The organism is Azohydromonas caseinilytica (genome assembly GCF_012927045.1).
Taxonomy (GTDB): domain Bacteria; phylum Pseudomonadota; class Gammaproteobacteria; order Burkholderiales; family Burkholderiaceae_C; genus Azohydromonas; species Azohydromonas caseinilytica.
Genome location: NZ_JABBFW010000028.1, coordinates 20,835 through 33,425, shown reverse-complemented (window position 1 = coordinate 33,425; position 12,591 = coordinate 20,835). Strand labels below are relative to the sequence as shown.

15 protein-coding genes are annotated in these 12,591 nt (G+C 71.4%); 9 read left to right on the top strand and 6 right to left on the bottom strand.

The window, feature by feature from the left end; translation table 11 throughout:
- Positions 1 to 193: 193 nt before the first annotated feature.
- On the bottom strand, positions 194 to 2,020 hold the full coding sequence (gene dsbD / locus HHL10_RS24785) for a protein-disulfide reductase DsbD (protein WP_205833201.1): 1,827 nt from the start codon (positions 2,018 to 2,020) through the stop codon (positions 194 to 196).
- Between the two features lie 138 nt (positions 2,021 to 2,158).
- Here dsbD and HHL10_RS24780 point away from each other — a divergent pair, with 138 nt between their 5' ends.
- Together HHL10_RS24780 and HHL10_RS24775 are read left to right on the top strand one after the other, a co-directional pair.
- Entirely contained in the window at positions 2,159 to 2,830 is a 672-nt protein-coding gene (locus HHL10_RS24780) for a response regulator (protein ID WP_169163086.1), read from the top strand.
- Positions 2,827 to 4,182: an ATP-binding protein gene (locus HHL10_RS24775; RefSeq protein WP_169163085.1), complete on the top strand. Its 1,356-nt coding sequence runs from the start codon at positions 2,827 to 2,829 to the stop codon at positions 4,180 to 4,182. The genes HHL10_RS24780 and HHL10_RS24775 overlap by 4 nt, the downstream gene beginning before the upstream one ends.
- Here HHL10_RS24775 and HHL10_RS24770 read toward each other — a convergent pair.
- From HHL10_RS24770 to HHL10_RS24755, 4 genes are all read right to left on the bottom strand, one after another.
- A complete protein-coding gene (locus HHL10_RS24770; protein ID WP_169163084.1) occupies positions 4,179 to 4,637 on the bottom strand; it encodes an OsmC family protein in 459 nt (152 codons plus the stop codon). The genes HHL10_RS24775 and HHL10_RS24770 overlap by 4 nt on opposite strands.
- A gap of 12 nt (positions 4,638 to 4,649) precedes the next feature.
- The gene (locus HHL10_RS24765) at positions 4,650 to 4,844 is read right to left on the bottom strand and encodes a YgaP family membrane protein (RefSeq protein ID WP_169163083.1); all 195 of its coding nucleotides are present in this window, start codon (positions 4,842 to 4,844) and stop codon (positions 4,650 to 4,652) included.
- A gap of 77 nt (positions 4,845 to 4,921) precedes the next feature.
- Positions 4,922 to 6,589, bottom strand: coding sequence for a bifunctional protein tyrosine phosphatase family protein/NAD(P)/FAD-dependent oxidoreductase (locus HHL10_RS24760; RefSeq protein ID WP_169163082.1), 1,668 nt, complete (start codon positions 6,587 to 6,589; stop codon positions 4,922 to 4,924).
- A 58-nt stretch (positions 6,590 to 6,647) separates the two neighbouring features.
- On the bottom strand, positions 6,648 to 7,514 hold the full coding sequence (locus HHL10_RS24755; protein WP_169163081.1) for an MBL fold metallo-hydrolase: 867 nt from the start codon (positions 7,512 to 7,514) through the stop codon (positions 6,648 to 6,650).
- A 78-nt stretch (positions 7,515 to 7,592) separates the two neighbouring features.
- Between HHL10_RS24755 and HHL10_RS24750 the strand changes: the two genes are divergently transcribed.
- The 6 genes from HHL10_RS24750 to HHL10_RS24725 all read left to right on the top strand — a co-directional run bounded on the left by HHL10_RS24750 (position 7,593) and on the right by HHL10_RS24725 (position 10,998).
- Positions 7,593 to 7,913 carry an ArsR/SmtB family transcription factor gene (locus HHL10_RS24750; protein WP_169163080.1) on the top strand — a complete coding sequence of 107 codons (321 nt, stop codon included), beginning with the start codon at positions 7,593 to 7,595 and terminating at the stop codon, positions 7,911 to 7,913.
- A 3-nt stretch (positions 7,914 to 7,916) separates the two neighbouring features.
- Positions 7,917 to 8,351 carry a YeeE/YedE family protein gene (locus HHL10_RS24745; RefSeq protein ID WP_169163079.1) on the top strand — a complete coding sequence of 145 codons (435 nt, stop codon included), beginning with the start codon at positions 7,917 to 7,919 and terminating at the stop codon, positions 8,349 to 8,351.
- 10 nt (positions 8,352 to 8,361) lie between these two features.
- Entirely contained in the window at positions 8,362 to 8,799 is a 438-nt protein-coding gene (locus HHL10_RS24740; RefSeq protein WP_205833200.1) for a YeeE/YedE family protein, read from the top strand.
- A gap of 7 nt (positions 8,800 to 8,806) precedes the next feature.
- Positions 8,807 to 9,475 (top strand): DUF599 domain-containing protein, encoded by a 669-nt coding sequence (locus HHL10_RS24735; protein ID WP_169163077.1) that lies wholly within the window; start codon positions 8,807 to 8,809, stop codon positions 9,473 to 9,475.
- Between the two features lie 99 nt (positions 9,476 to 9,574).
- Positions 9,575 to 10,324, top strand: coding sequence for an MBL fold metallo-hydrolase (locus HHL10_RS24730; protein WP_169163076.1), 750 nt, complete (start codon positions 9,575 to 9,577; stop codon positions 10,322 to 10,324).
- 41 nt (positions 10,325 to 10,365) lie between these two features.
- Positions 10,366 to 10,998 carry a class I SAM-dependent methyltransferase gene (locus tag HHL10_RS24725; RefSeq protein WP_169163075.1) on the top strand — a complete coding sequence of 211 codons (633 nt, stop codon included), beginning with the start codon at positions 10,366 to 10,368 and terminating at the stop codon, positions 10,996 to 10,998.
- Positions 10,999 to 11,093: 95 nt separating this feature from the next.
- Here HHL10_RS24725 and HHL10_RS24720 read toward each other — a convergent pair whose 3' ends face one another.
- Positions 11,094 to 11,417, bottom strand: a complete 324-nt coding sequence (locus HHL10_RS24720; protein WP_169163074.1) for a hypothetical protein — start codon at positions 11,415 to 11,417, stop codon at positions 11,094 to 11,096.
- A 404-nt stretch (positions 11,418 to 11,821) separates the two neighbouring features.
- On the opposite strand from HHL10_RS24720, the gene HHL10_RS24715 reads away from it, so the two are divergent.
- A complete protein-coding gene (locus HHL10_RS24715) occupies positions 11,822 to 12,571 on the top strand; it encodes a hypothetical protein (RefSeq protein ID WP_169163073.1) in 750 nt (249 codons plus the stop codon).
- Positions 12,572 to 12,591: the final 20 nt, after the last annotated feature.

Here is a 12,591-nt window from a genome sequence, read left to right as displayed (position 1 = left end):
GTCGTCATTGGCGTGGTGTGTCGGGGTGAGTGGTGGAAGGGGCTTGGCGCAGGCGCTGGAGCGGCTGTGCCAGCGTGGCGGCCGAGAGCTCGCCGACGCGGGTGGCGGCCAGGCGGCCCTGCGCGTCGACCCTGATTCACGAACACGAAGTTCACGTCCGGGTGGGCGTGCTGCGCCTGCTGCAGCACCGGCGTCATGCGGGCTGCTCCTGGACAACAGGCGACCTCTGGCCGACGGTGGCCTGACGCTGCAGCAACTGCGCCGTGTCGAACTCGCCCACCAGCCGCGCCGAGCGCCGCTCGCGGCCCTGGGCGTCGAAGAACAGCACCGTGGGCGGGCCGGCGACCTGGAGCGTGTGCATGAGCGCCTGGTGGCGCGCGTCGTTGGCCGTGACGTCCGCGCGCAGCAGCACCATGCCGGCCAGCGCCTGCTGCACACGCGCGTCGGCGAAGACCTCGCGCTCGATGGCCTTGCACGAGACACACCAGTCGGCATAGAAGTCCACCATCGTCGCGCGCCCCTCGGCGCGGGCAGCCGCCACCCGGGCGTGGAGCTCCTCGACGCTGGCCACCGGCTCGAAACGAAGCTCAGCCGCCGGGTGCGCCGACGCCACGCCCAGCGGCAGCGGACGCCACGGGTCCGAGGCGCCAGCGGCCGCTCCCAGCACCATCGCGCCACCCCAGAGTCCGGCCACCAGCGCCGCGGTGCGCGCCAGCACGGCCCGGGGCGCGGGCGCGGCGGGCTGCGCGGGCGAGCGGTGCAGCAGCGCCGCCGCCACCCCCAACAGCAGCGCGCCCCACAGCAGCAGCGCCAGCGGCGCGGACACGGCGCGCTCGAGCATCCACACGGCGCTGCCCAGCAGCGCGAAGCCCAGGGCGCCCTTGACCCATTCCATCCACGGACCCGGCCGCGGCAGGACGCGCGCCCCCAGCGTGGAGGCCAGCACCAGCGGCAAGCCCATGCCCAGCCCGAGCGAGAACAGCACCAGCGCCCCCTGGGCGACGCGGCCGTCCTGCGCGATGTAGAGCAGCGCTCCGGCCAGCGGCGCGGTCATGCACGGCCCCACCAGCAGCGCGGACAGCACGCCCAGCGCCGCGGCGCTGGCGGGCGCACCGCCGTGCTGGCGGCGGCTGGCCGCACCCAGCCGCTCGCGCAGCGCGGCGGGCAGCTGCAGCGTGAACGCGCCGAACATGCCCAGCGCCAGCACCCCGTAGAGAGCACCCAGCGCCAGCGCCGTCCAGCGGTTTTGCAGCAGCGCCTGCAGGTTGGCGCCGGCCAGCGCGGCGGCCACGCCCATCGCGGCGTAGGTGGCCGCCATGGGCAGCACGAAGGCCAGGGACAGGCCAAGAGCGCGACGCGGCGCGGCCTGCCGGCCCACGACCAGGCTGGACACCAGGGGCAACATCGGCAGCACGCAGGGCGTGAAGGCCAGGGCGAGCCCGAGCGCGAAGAACAGCGGCAGCGTCCAGGCCAGGCTGCGCTCGCGCAGCAGCCGGGCGATGTCGCCGTCGCTGTCCAGGCTCCAGGTGCTGGAGGCTTGCGCGGGCTCCAACTCGGGTGCCGCGGTGCCGGGCGGCACGAACGCCGCAGCGGTGGCGGCGAGCTGCACGGTGCGGGTCTGGGGCGGATAGCACAGGCCGGCCTCGGCACAGCCTTGCCACGTCACGCGCAAGCCTTCAGCGCCTGCGGCATCGAGCTGCATCGCCACGCTGCCGTGGTAGACCTCCATGACGCCGAAGTTCGGATCGTCCTTGCGCTCGCCCGGCGGCAGCGTGGGCTGCAGCGGCTGCCCGGAAGGCAAGGCGCTGACCGCGAAGCGCTCGCGGTAGAGGTAGTAGCCCGGCGCGATGCGCCATTGCAGCCGGGCCTGGCCGGCGTCGAGCCCGACGGCTTGCAGCTCGAAGGCCTGCTCGGCCGCCAGGAACTCCTGCGCGCCCTGCGCGGGCCAGGACAGCGCCATGAGCAGCCCCACGCCGCAGGCGGCGGCCAGGCGCGCGGGAAAATGTCGGACAGCGGGCATGAAGCTCACATGCGCCCAGGGGCGTCGTTGCAATGCCGCGCATGCTTGACAGCACCGATTAACGCGTCGTTAACGCTGCCTTCATCGACCGCGGCAACAGTCGCTCGCCTGTCCCTTCGCTGTTTCCTGGAGTTGCGCTTGCGTGTCTTGCTGATCGAGGACGACCCCCTGGTGGCCAGCGGCATCGTGGCCGGGCTGCGGCTGCTGGGCCTCACGGTCGATCACGTGGACACGGCCTCCAAAGCACGCGCGGCGCTGGCCGCCTCGCAGTTCGACGCCTGCGTGCTGGACTTGGGCCTGCCCGACGAGGACGGCATGGGCGTGCTGGCGCGCTGGCGTGCGCAGGGCGTGCTCACGCCGGTGCTGGTGCTCACGGCGCGCGATGCGGTGCAGCATCGCGTCGCCGGGCTGCACGCGGGCGCCGACGACTACCTGGTCAAGCCCTTCGACCTCGAGGAGCTGCATGCGCGGCTGCATGCGCTGCTGCGCCGCTCCAGCGGGCGCGCCAGCGACGCCATCGAGCACGGGGCGCTGCGGCTGCAGGCCTCCAGCGGCGAGGCCTGGCTCAACGGCCGGAGCGTGGAGCTGTCGCGGCGCGAGCTGGCCCTGCTGAGCACCCTGCTGCACAACCCGGGCCGCATCCTCAGCGCCGACCAGCTGCACGACAGCCTCTACGGCTTCGGGACCGAGATCGAGAGCAACGCCGTGAACGTGCACATCCACCACCTGCGGCGCAAGCTCGGCGCCGGCATCGTGGAGACGGTGCGCGGGCTGGGCTACCGGCTGGGCCGGGCGGAGGACGTGCGGTGAAGACGCTGCGCGCGCGCCTGGTGGCGATCCTGGCGCTGTCGCTGGCGGCGCTGTGGAGCGCGGTGGCGGTGTGGATGTTCCTGGACGTGCGCCAGGAGCTGCGCACGGCGCTGGACGAGCGGCTGGCCGCCTCGGCGCGCATGGTGGCCGGGCTCGTGGCGCAGCTGCCGCCCGAGCGGCTGCGCGGCGGCGGCGCCGATGCCGCGGCCCTGGACGTGATCGGCCGCGATGGGCTGGCCTGCGAGGTGAGCCTGGTGCGCGGCGAGGTGTGGCAGCTGCCGCAGACCATCGCCCGCACCGGCTCCAGCCCGGGCCTGCAGGCTGCGGCGGCGGGCTACAGCACGCAGGTGTTCGGCGGCAAGCTCTGGCGCACCTACGTGCTGGAGGTCGGGGGCTTGCGCATCGCCACCGCCGACCGGCTCGATGTGCGCACGCGGCTGCTGCGCGAGGTGGCCTTGTCCGCGGCCGTGCCCTTCGCGATCGCGCTGGGCGGCAGCCTGCTGCTGCTGTGGATCGGGGTGGGCCGCGGGCTGCGCCCGCTGGAGCGCATGCGCCGGGTGCTGGCCGATCGGCCGGCCGACGCGCACACGCCGCTGCCGCCCATCGACGCACCGGCCGAGCTGCGCCCGCTCATCGGCACCGTGGACCACCTGCTGCAGCGCGTGCAGGACACCATCGCGCGCGAGCGGCGCTTCACCGACGATGCCGCCCACGAGCTGCGCACGCCGCTGACCGCCATCAAGACCCACCTGCAGGTGCTGCGCCTGGCGTGCCGGGGCCGCGACCTCGACGAGACCACGGCCCAGGCCCTGGCCAATGCCGAGAGCGGCGTGGCGCGGCTGCAGCACACGCTGGACCAGCTGCTGCTGCTGGCACGGCTGGACGGCCAGGCCGCCACGCCGGAGGCCGCCCAGGCGGACGCGCAGGAAGCGGCACGGCTGGCCATCGCCGACGCCTCGGCCGCCGCTCCCGGCCGCGTCACGCTGGAGGGCGCACCGCTGCAGGCCTCGGTGCCCGTGCCGCTGCCGCTGCTGGTGTGCGCGCTGCGCAACCTGCTGGACAACGCCTTGCGGCATGCGCCGCCAGGTTCCGCGGTGGTGCTGCGCCTGGCCGGCATGGACACCGGCGTGGCGTTCAGCGTGCTCGACGAGGGGCCGGGGATGACGGCGCAGGAGTGCGAGCAGGCCCCGCGGCGCTTCTGGCGGCGCAACGGCGGCAGCACCGGCAGCGGCCTGGGGCTGTCCATCGTCGAGTCGATCGCCCGGCGCCATGGCGGCGAGCTCCAGCTCATGCCCAGGGCGGCCAAGGGCCTGGAGGCCCGGCTGCTGCTGCCTGCCGTGCAAGCCGCCTAACGCGGCAGCGGGTGCAGCCGCTCGCCCGTGGCGTCGAAGACCTCCACGCCCACCGGGAACGCGGCGCGCACGCTCTGCGTCACGACGCAGAAGTCCTCGAACTGGCCCAGGAGGCGTTCGAGCTGCCTGAGCTGCGCCGCCGGCACTCCCAGGTGCAGCGCCACGTCGATGCGCTGCACGCGCAGCCGCTGGGCCTCGTTGCGCCCCAGGGTCATGCGCGCGTGGGCGCGCAGCGTGCCGGGATCGTTGTGGAACTTGCGCAGGGCGAACAGCAGGCTCGCGCTCAGGCAGTTGGCGACCGCCGCGGCCAGCAGCCGCGACGGGCTGGGGCCGGCGTCGCCGCCCAGCGGGGCGTTCTCGTCCGTCACCAGCACGGGCAGCGCCGGGTTGTCGAAGCGCACCTCGAAGCGGTAGTCGGCTTGCTGTACCAGATCGATGCTGAAGTCGTCGTCCATGGCGGCCGGGGCTCAACGCCTGTGCAGCGGGCAAGTGTCGAGGCCCAGCAGCTTGTAGGCGGGACAGGTGCGCAGCACGCCCGTGAGCAACGGCACGACGCCGATGTAGCCCCAGGCGCCGATGGTGCCCGTGGCGGCCAGGGCGATGAGCGCCAGGCCCACGAGGATGCGCAGGATGCGGTCGATGCCGCCAACATTGGGTTTCATGGTTTCAACCTCCTTCGTGCCGCGCCCCGCCGGTTGCGAAGGCATCGGATAGACACACTTCATCGGTGGACGGCCCCTCAGCCCACCAGCTCCGGCTTGGCCAGCCACTCGCGGCCCTTGAGCATGCCCTGCCAGTACAGCGGCGGCAGGATGCGCTCCTTGAGGTACCAGGCCAGCCGCGACGGCCGGGTGCCGTCGAGGAGCCACTTCGGGAAGCTGGGCGCGAGCTGCCCGCCGTAGCCGAACTCGGCCAGCACGACCTTGCCGCGCTCCACCGTCAGCGGGCACGAGCCATAGCCGTCGTAGCGGGCCTCGCCCTGGGCCAGGCCGCGCAGTGCCAGCAGGTTGTGCGCCAGCACCGGCGCTTGCTTGCGCGCGGCCGCCGCGGTCTTGGCATTGGGGGCGTTGGTCACGTCGCCCAGGGCGAAGACGTTGGCGAGGCGCTTGTGGCGCAGCGTGGCCGCATCCACGTCCACCCAGCCCGCGGCGTCGGCCAGCGGGCTTGCGCGCACGAAGTCGGGCGCCTTCTGCGGCGGCACGGCATGCAGCAGGTCGAAGCCCACGCGGACGGTTTCCTGGGTGCCCTCCGCCGCCGTGCGGCGGAACGTGGCCTCGCGCGCCGGGCCGTCCACGGCCACCAGCGTCTGGCCGAAGTGCAGATGGATGCCGTAGCGCTCGACGTACTCCATCAGCGCCGGCACGTAGGCCGCCACGCCGAAGAGCGCCGCACCCGCGCTGCGGAAGTCGATCTCGATGTCCTGGAGCACACCGCTGCGCCGCCAGTGGTCGGCCGAGAGGTACATGGCCTTTTGCGGTGCGCCGGCGCACTTGATGGGCATCGGCGGCTGCGTGAAGACGGCGCGCCCGCCGCGCAGGCCCCGCACCAGCTCCCACGTGTAGGGTGCCAGGTCGTAGCGGTAGTTGGAGGTCACGCCGTGGCGGCCCAGGCTTTCGGCCAGTCCCTCGACGGCATCCCAGTCGAGCTTGAGGCCGGGGCAGACCACGAGCTGGCGGTACTTCACGACGCGGCAGCCGTCCAGGACCACGGCATCGCGCTCGGGCTCGAAGGCGGCCACGGCCGACTTGATCCAGCGCACGCCGCGCGGCAGCACCGCTCCTATGGTGCGCGCGGTGTCGGCCACGCCGAACACGCCGCCACCTACCAGCGTCCAGCCCGGCTGGTAGTAGTGCACGTCGGCCGGGTCGATGATGGCGATGTCCAGCCCCGGGGCGCGCGCGAGCAGGCTCGATGCCACCGCGATGCCCGCGGCGCCGCCGCCGACGATGACGACCTCGTGCGTGGCGTCCGCCGCCTCCACGGGAGTACGTCCACCGTTGGCGATACGGCGCACCACGCCCTTGAGATCGAAGCCGGCTTCAGCACCCCGTTCAACGATCCGTGGCAGCGGCATGTGCTGTGCCTGTGACAGCGCCCACATCGTGGCCGAGCGCAGGCCGCTGCGGCAGTAGGCCAGCACCGGCTTCGGGCACTCATCCATCAACCGGGCGAAGGCCGCGGCCTGCTTCATGCTGACCTTGCCCGGCTCGGCGGGCAGGTAGCGGGCCTGCAGGCCCAGTTCCGCGGCGCGGCGCTCGATCTCGGCAAAGCCGGGCTGGTCGGGCGCCTCGCCGTCGGGGCGGTTGCAGACGAGGGTGCGGTAGCCGGCCTCGGCCGCGGCGTGGATGTCGTCCAGGGTGAGCTGCGGCGAGACCGAAAGCTCGCCGGTCAGCGTGCGGATGTCCATGAATTGCTTTCCAACAGTGGCGCGGCGCGGCCGTTGCCGGCAGAACTGCGCCGCAGCTTCAGAGGGCGTTGAGCGGGATGCGCAGGTAGGCCACGCCGTTGTCGTCGGGCGGCGGCAGCCGGCCCGCGCGCACGTTGACCTGGATGGAGGGCAGGATCAGCGTGGGCACCTCCAGCGTGGCGTCGCGCGCCTGGCGCAGGGCCACGAACTCGTCCTCGCTCACGCCATCGTGCACGTGGAGGTTCTTCGCCCGCTGCTCGGCCACCGTCGTTTCCCAGGCCGCCTCTCGGCCCTTGGGCGGGTAGTCGTGGCAGACGAACATCCGCGTGGCCGCAGGCAGCGCCAACAGGCGGCGGATCGAGCGGTAGAGCGTGTGGGCATCGCCGCCGGGAAAGTCCGCGCGCGCCGTGCCCACGTCGGGCATGAACAGGGTGTCGCCCACGAACACCGCGTCGTCCACCCGATAGGCCATGTCGGCCGGCGTGTGCCCGGGCACCAGCAGCGCCGTGGCCTCGACCTCGCCGATGCGAAAGGTCTCGCCGTCCTTGAAGAGGTGGTCGAACTGGCTGCCGTCGGGCAGGAACTCGCGCTCCAGGTTGTAGAGCTTCTTGAAGGTCGCCTGCACCTCGCGGATGCGCTCGCCGATGGCAACCTTCCCGCCCAGGCGCTGCTGCAGGTGGCGCGCGCCCGAGAGGTGGTCGGCATGCGCGTGGGTTTCAAGAATCCACTGCACGCTCAGGCCCTGCGCCTGCACATAGGCCGCGATGGCGTCGGCCGACCGGGTGCCGGTGCGTCCGGACTTGAAGTCGAAGTCCAGCACGGGATCGATCACGGCCGCGCAGCCGGTGGCGTTGTCCGAGACCACGTAGGACACCGTCCAGGTGGCCGGGTCGAAGAAGGACTCGATGGTGGTGCGGGTGCTCATGGGGCTCCTCGTTGTTGATCTATTGATTGATACTATGTAAATGAATATAATGTAGTCAAGTAAAACGAGGAAGACAACATGCCCGTCACCCCCATTGCCATCGACCCGGACGTGCTGCGCAGCGCCGCCGGGCGCGCCGTCGGCGCGCTCAAGGTGCTGGCCAACGAGGACCGGCTGCTGCTGCTGTGCCAGCTCTCGCAGGGCGAGATGTGCGTGAGCGATCTGGAGCAGCGGCTGGGCATCCGCCAGCCCACGCTGTCGCAGCAGCTGGGCGTGCTGCGCAACGAGGGCGTGGTCAGCACGCGCCGCGAGGGGAAGAACGTCTTCTACAGCGTCGCCGATCCCGCGCTGCTGGAGATCCTGGCGCTGCTCTATCGCCTGTACTGCCCCAAGGAGTAAGTCATGACCCTGGACTGGAACGCGTTCACGCCCTGGCCCGCCCTGGCCGGCGGCGTGCTCATCGGCATCGCCGCGGCCCTGTTCGTGCTGCTCAACGGCCGCATCGCCGGCATCAGCGGCATCCTGGGCGGGCTGCTCAAGCCGCTGCGCGGCGACATCGCCTGGCGCGTGGCCTTCCTGGCCGGCCTGATCGGCGCACCGCTGGTCTACATGCTTTTTGCCGACGCGCCCGAGGTGCGCATCGACGCCGGCTATGGCGCCCTGGTCGTGGCCGGCCTGCTGGTGGGCGTGGGCACGCGCTACGGCTCCGGCTGCACCAGCGGCCACGGCGTGTGCGGGATCTCGCGCCTGTCGCCGCGCTCGCTCGTGGCCACCGTCACCTTCATGGCCGCGGGCTTCGCCACGGTGTTCGTGGCGCGCCACGTGCTCGGCTTCTGAGGAGGCTTTGATGTTCGCACTGACCGCATTGCTCGCTGGCCTGGTCTTCGGGCTGGGCCTGATCGTTTCCGGCATGGCCAACCCGGCCAAGGTGCTGGGCTTCCTGGACCTTGCGGGCGCCTGGGACCCCTCGCTGGCTTTCGTGATGGCGGGCGCCATCGCTGTCGGCCTCGTGGCCTTCACGCTCGCGCGCCGGCGCACCGTCTCGCTGCTGGGCGCCGAGATGAAGCTGCCCACCGCGCGCGACATCGACCGCCGGCTGGTGGCGGGCAGCACGCTGTTTGGCATCGGCTGGGGCATCGCCGGCTTCTGCCCGGGGCCGGCGCTGACGGCGCTGGGCCTGGGCGAGGCCAAGGCCGTGGTGTTCGTCGTCGCCATGCTGGCGGGCATGGGCCTGTACGAGCTGCTGGAGCGCCGCAGGCACATCCATCAGCGCCAAGCCGCCTGAAGCCGCCATGGATCACGGTGCGTGGGCCTGGGTGCCGGTCTTCGTGACGGTGGGCGTGCTGCTGGCCTACGAGGTCTGGCTGTTCGTGGCGCAGCGGCTGCGGCCCGAGCGCTGGGCGCGCAGTGCCCACGCCACGCTGCGCGAGGCGTGGTTCGCCGCGGTGTCCGCCCAGCCGGGCAGCGAGATCCTGGCGGTGCAGACCCTGCGCAACTCGCTCATGTCCGCGACGATGACCGCGTCCACCGCCGCGCTCGGTCTCATGGGCACGGTGACGCTGGCGGCGCCGTCCCTGCACGAGGCCTTCGCCGGCATGGGACGGGGCGCGGCGCCCTTCACGCCGCGCCTGGCGCTGGAGCTGGTGCTGCTGGCGCTGCTGTTTGCCTCGCTGGTGTCCTCGGTGGTGGCCGTGCGCTACTACAACCATGTCGGCTTCGTCGGCGGCATGCCGGTGAACTCGCCGGCCAGGAAGCAGTGGCACACGGCCGGCATGGCCTACGTGCGCAAGGCCGGCGTGCTCTACAGCGTGGGCCTGCGGCAGCTGGTGCTGGTGGCACCCGTGGTGGCGTCCATCCTCTACCCGGCGGCGGGCCCGGTGGCCGCCATGCTGGTGGTGGCGGTGCTGCTGCGCATGGACCGGTTCCAGGCCACCGACGAGGCCGCCGCCGGGCTCGATTAGCACGGCCCTCGCAAGCCGCTTGCCCGGCACCGCGATGTCCACCCCGTGGCCCGCCATGGCCGATATCCATCAACCGCCGTTTTCGGCAGGAGGCCCACCGTGATCTTCAGGCAGCTCTTCGAACTGGTTTCCAGCACCTACACCTACTTGCTGGGCTGCGAGCACACCGGCCAGGCCGTGCTGATCGACCCGGTGATCAACGCCATGGACCGCGACCTCCAAGTGCTCCAGGCGCTGGGCCTGCGGCTGGCCTGCACCCTCGACACGCACATCCATGCCGACCACATCACGGCCGCCCTGGAGCTCAAGAAGCGCACGGGCAGCCGGATCGCCGCTCCCGCCATCGACCGCCTGCCCTGCGTGGATCTGCCCGTCGAGGAAGGCAAGCCGGTGCAGCTCGGATCGATCGCGCTCGACGCCCTGCACACGCCCGGCCACACCGACGGCCACTTCGCCTACCGCATGGCGGACCGCGTCTTCACCGGCGACGCGCTGCTCATCGACGGCTGCGGGCGCACCGACTTCCAGAACGGCGACGCCGAGGCGCTGTACCGCAGCGTCACGCAAAAGCTCTTCACGCTGGCCGACGAAACCCTGGTCTACCCGGCGCACGACTACAGCGGGCGCCATGTCTCCTCGGTGGCGCAGGAGAAGGTCCGCAATCCGCGCCTCGGAGGCGGCAAGACCATGGAGGAGTTCAAGCGGATCATGGCCGGCCTGAACCTGGCTTATCCCAAGTTCATCGACTACGCGGTGCCGGGCAACCGGCAGTGCGGCGTGTGCCCCGGCCACCTGCCCGAGCAGCTGCAGCAATTCTGCCCCCAGATGGCCCAGAGCCCGCAGGGCTGAAGGCACCCGGCTGGCCTGCATTGACCCATCCCCCGACACCCATGGACAACACCGGCTTCCCCGATGCCCAGCAGACCTGGAACCAGCGCTTCGATCGCGCCGAGTACCTGTTCGGCACCGCGCCCAACGCCTACCTGGCCAGCCACCGCAACCTTTTCGTCCCGGGGCGAAAGGTGCTGTGCGTGGCCGATGGAGAGGGGCGCAACAGCGTGTGGCTGGCCGGGCGCGGCCTGCAGGTCGATGCCTTCGACCTTTCCGACGTCGGCATCGCCAAGGCCAGGGAGCTCGCCCGCCTCAAGGGCGTGCACGTCAACTTCCAGCAGGCGGACTGCGACGCCCGCACCTGGCAGCCCGGCGCCTACGACTACGTCGTCGCGATGTTCGTGCAGTTCGCCAACCCGGCCATGCGCGCGCGCCTCTTCGAGAACATCGTCACGACGCTCAAGCCCGAGGGGCATCTCGTGCTGCAGGGCTACACCCCGAGGCAGCTCGACTACAAGACGGGCGGCCCGCCGTTCGCGGAGCACCTGTATACCGAAGAGCTGCTCGCAGCCTCGTTCAAGGCACTCGACATCGTCGAGCTGCGCGCCTACGACGCGGTGATCGAGGAGGGTGAAGGGCACCGCGGCATGTCGGCGCTGATCGGCATGGTCGGGAAAAAGCCGCCTCTGTAGAAGGCAAACTTGGCTTGACCGGCGCTGCCGGGATGTACGAATGTGCCAGGTCCGTTGCGAAATCGACCACTGGGCAGAGACGGCGTGTCCAGGCCCTACTTCCTGAGCCCGGCGCAGGCGTCGCGCCGCGGCTGCGCCAGCGGCTTGCCACCGCGCTCCTTCACGCGCGCGGCCATCTCCTCGTGGTGCTTGTCCATGTAGGCCTTGCACTCCTCGTAGGTCTTGAAGCCCTGCATGTGCTCGCGGTGCTCCTTGCGCTCGGCCTCGCTCATCATGGCCCAGCCCGGGGTGTAGTCACGTCCCCAGTGGGTCCTGGGGCCGTGCATGGGCGCACTGGCAGCCGGGCCCGGCTGGCTCCAGGACGAAAGCGCAGCGCTGACAAGCGCAGTCGCAACGATGGCGGTGCTCAGGTGTCGCATGGCAGCCTCCTTGCTTGCCTCCACTCCATGCAACGCATGGTGGTTCGGCTACGAATGCCCGGCTTGCGCTGCATCAAGAATTCACCCTGCCGGGCTTGGCCGCCCGGGCATTGCCGGCAAGGAACTGCTGGCGGCGGTCCACGAGCACGCGTGCTGCTGCGCACGTGAGTCCAATTGCAGGCGCGGGAGCCGGGCACTATGGAGCAGCGGCAGCAGGACAAGAGCGCGCGGGGCATACTGAGAGGCATCGTCGGGAGCGCGCTCGGCCGCAGGAACGGAGCGAAGAGACTGCATTGCGGCAGCCCAGAGCGGCTGCGCTGCAACATCTCTGGTCCCGCGCTGAGAATTCCGTAAGCTGCTTTTGCTCACGCTGCAGCGCGTGCGCGGCGCGGCCCGCCGTCTCCGTGCTCTCGCTTCGCCGCTCGATCCAGCGGCTCCTTGTCGCAATTCCACTCGTGAAATCCGTTGTCTTGCCATTGCTGCTGATGGGCAACCTTCTGGCGTGTCCGGCCCATGCCGCGGCCGAAGAGCCTTTGCCCGCCCCGTGCATCGAGCGCGTCTGCGTGGGGGCCGGCCTGGGATCGCTGCTGACCCTGCCCTGGCTGCAGGTGAACCTGCCCGGGCCTTCCACGGCGCGCATGCGTGGCCAGCGCCGCATTGCTCGCGCCCTCAGGGGCGACGCAGGGGCCGTCAACATGGTGCTGACTTACTGGCCCTGGCGCTGGTTCAATGCACCGGCGCTGCAGGCCCTGGCTTCGCTGAGCGCCGTGTGCGAAGACATGGGCTACTCCTGGCGTCCGCGCTCGATGCTCAAGGGGCCCGCAGGCTCCAGGCTGGTGGTGGCCTTCGAGCCCGTGCCCTCCGCCGGACCGCGGCAGGTTTTCCAGGTGGCCACGATCACGGTCCAGTTCGCCAAGGACGCCGATGCCGTGCAGGCAAGCCGCTTGCGCCAGGAGTTGCGTGAACGGTTCGAGCACTATCCCAGTCATCCGACCGAGGACAAGCCCGCGGCACGCTGGCAGCCTGGCAGGGAGGGACAGCCGTCCCTCACGCTGTATGCGCCCTTGCTGGCCCCGGATCAAGGCGGCGGCCTGTACCTCCAGCCGGCTTGCAAGCCCGAGCCCGTTGCGTCTGCAACGCCAGGCTCGTCCTGACGGCCGCCGGACAGCAGCGC

Excerpts from the sequence above, each read along its gene's own strand:
- HHL10_RS24755 (WP_169163081.1), bottom strand. The coding sequence starts at position 7,514 with ATGAGCACCCGCACCACCATCGAGTCCTTCTTCGACCCGGCCACCTGG.
- HHL10_RS24760 (WP_169163082.1), bottom strand. The coding sequence starts at position 6,589 with ATGGACATCCGCACGCTGACCGGCGAGCTTTCGGTCTCGCCGCAGCTC.
- HHL10_RS24745 (WP_169163079.1), top strand. The coding sequence starts at position 7,917 with ATGACCCTGGACTGGAACGCGTTCACGCCCTGGCCCGCCCTGGCCGGC.
- HHL10_RS24725 (WP_169163075.1), top strand. The coding sequence starts at position 10,366 with ATGGACAACACCGGCTTCCCCGATGCCCAGCAGACCTGGAACCAGCGC.
- HHL10_RS24740 (WP_205833200.1), top strand. The coding sequence starts at position 8,362 with ATGTTCGCACTGACCGCATTGCTCGCTGGCCTGGTCTTCGGGCTGGGC.
- HHL10_RS24750 (WP_169163080.1), top strand. The coding sequence starts at position 7,593 with ATGCCCGTCACCCCCATTGCCATCGACCCGGACGTGCTGCGCAGCGCC.
- dsbD (WP_205833201.1), bottom strand. The coding sequence starts at position 2,020 with ATGCCCGCTGTCCGACATTTTCCCGCGCGCCTGGCCGCCGCCTGCGGC.
- HHL10_RS24735 (WP_169163077.1), top strand. The coding sequence starts at position 8,807 with ATGGATCACGGTGCGTGGGCCTGGGTGCCGGTCTTCGTGACGGTGGGC.
- HHL10_RS24765 (WP_169163083.1), bottom strand. The coding sequence starts at position 4,844 with ATGAAACCCAATGTTGGCGGCATCGACCGCATCCTGCGCATCCTCGTG.
- HHL10_RS24770 (WP_169163084.1), bottom strand. The coding sequence starts at position 4,637 with ATGGACGACGACTTCAGCATCGATCTGGTACAGCAAGCCGACTACCGC.
- HHL10_RS24720 (WP_169163074.1), bottom strand. The coding sequence starts at position 11,417 with ATGCGACACCTGAGCACCGCCATCGTTGCGACTGCGCTTGTCAGCGCT.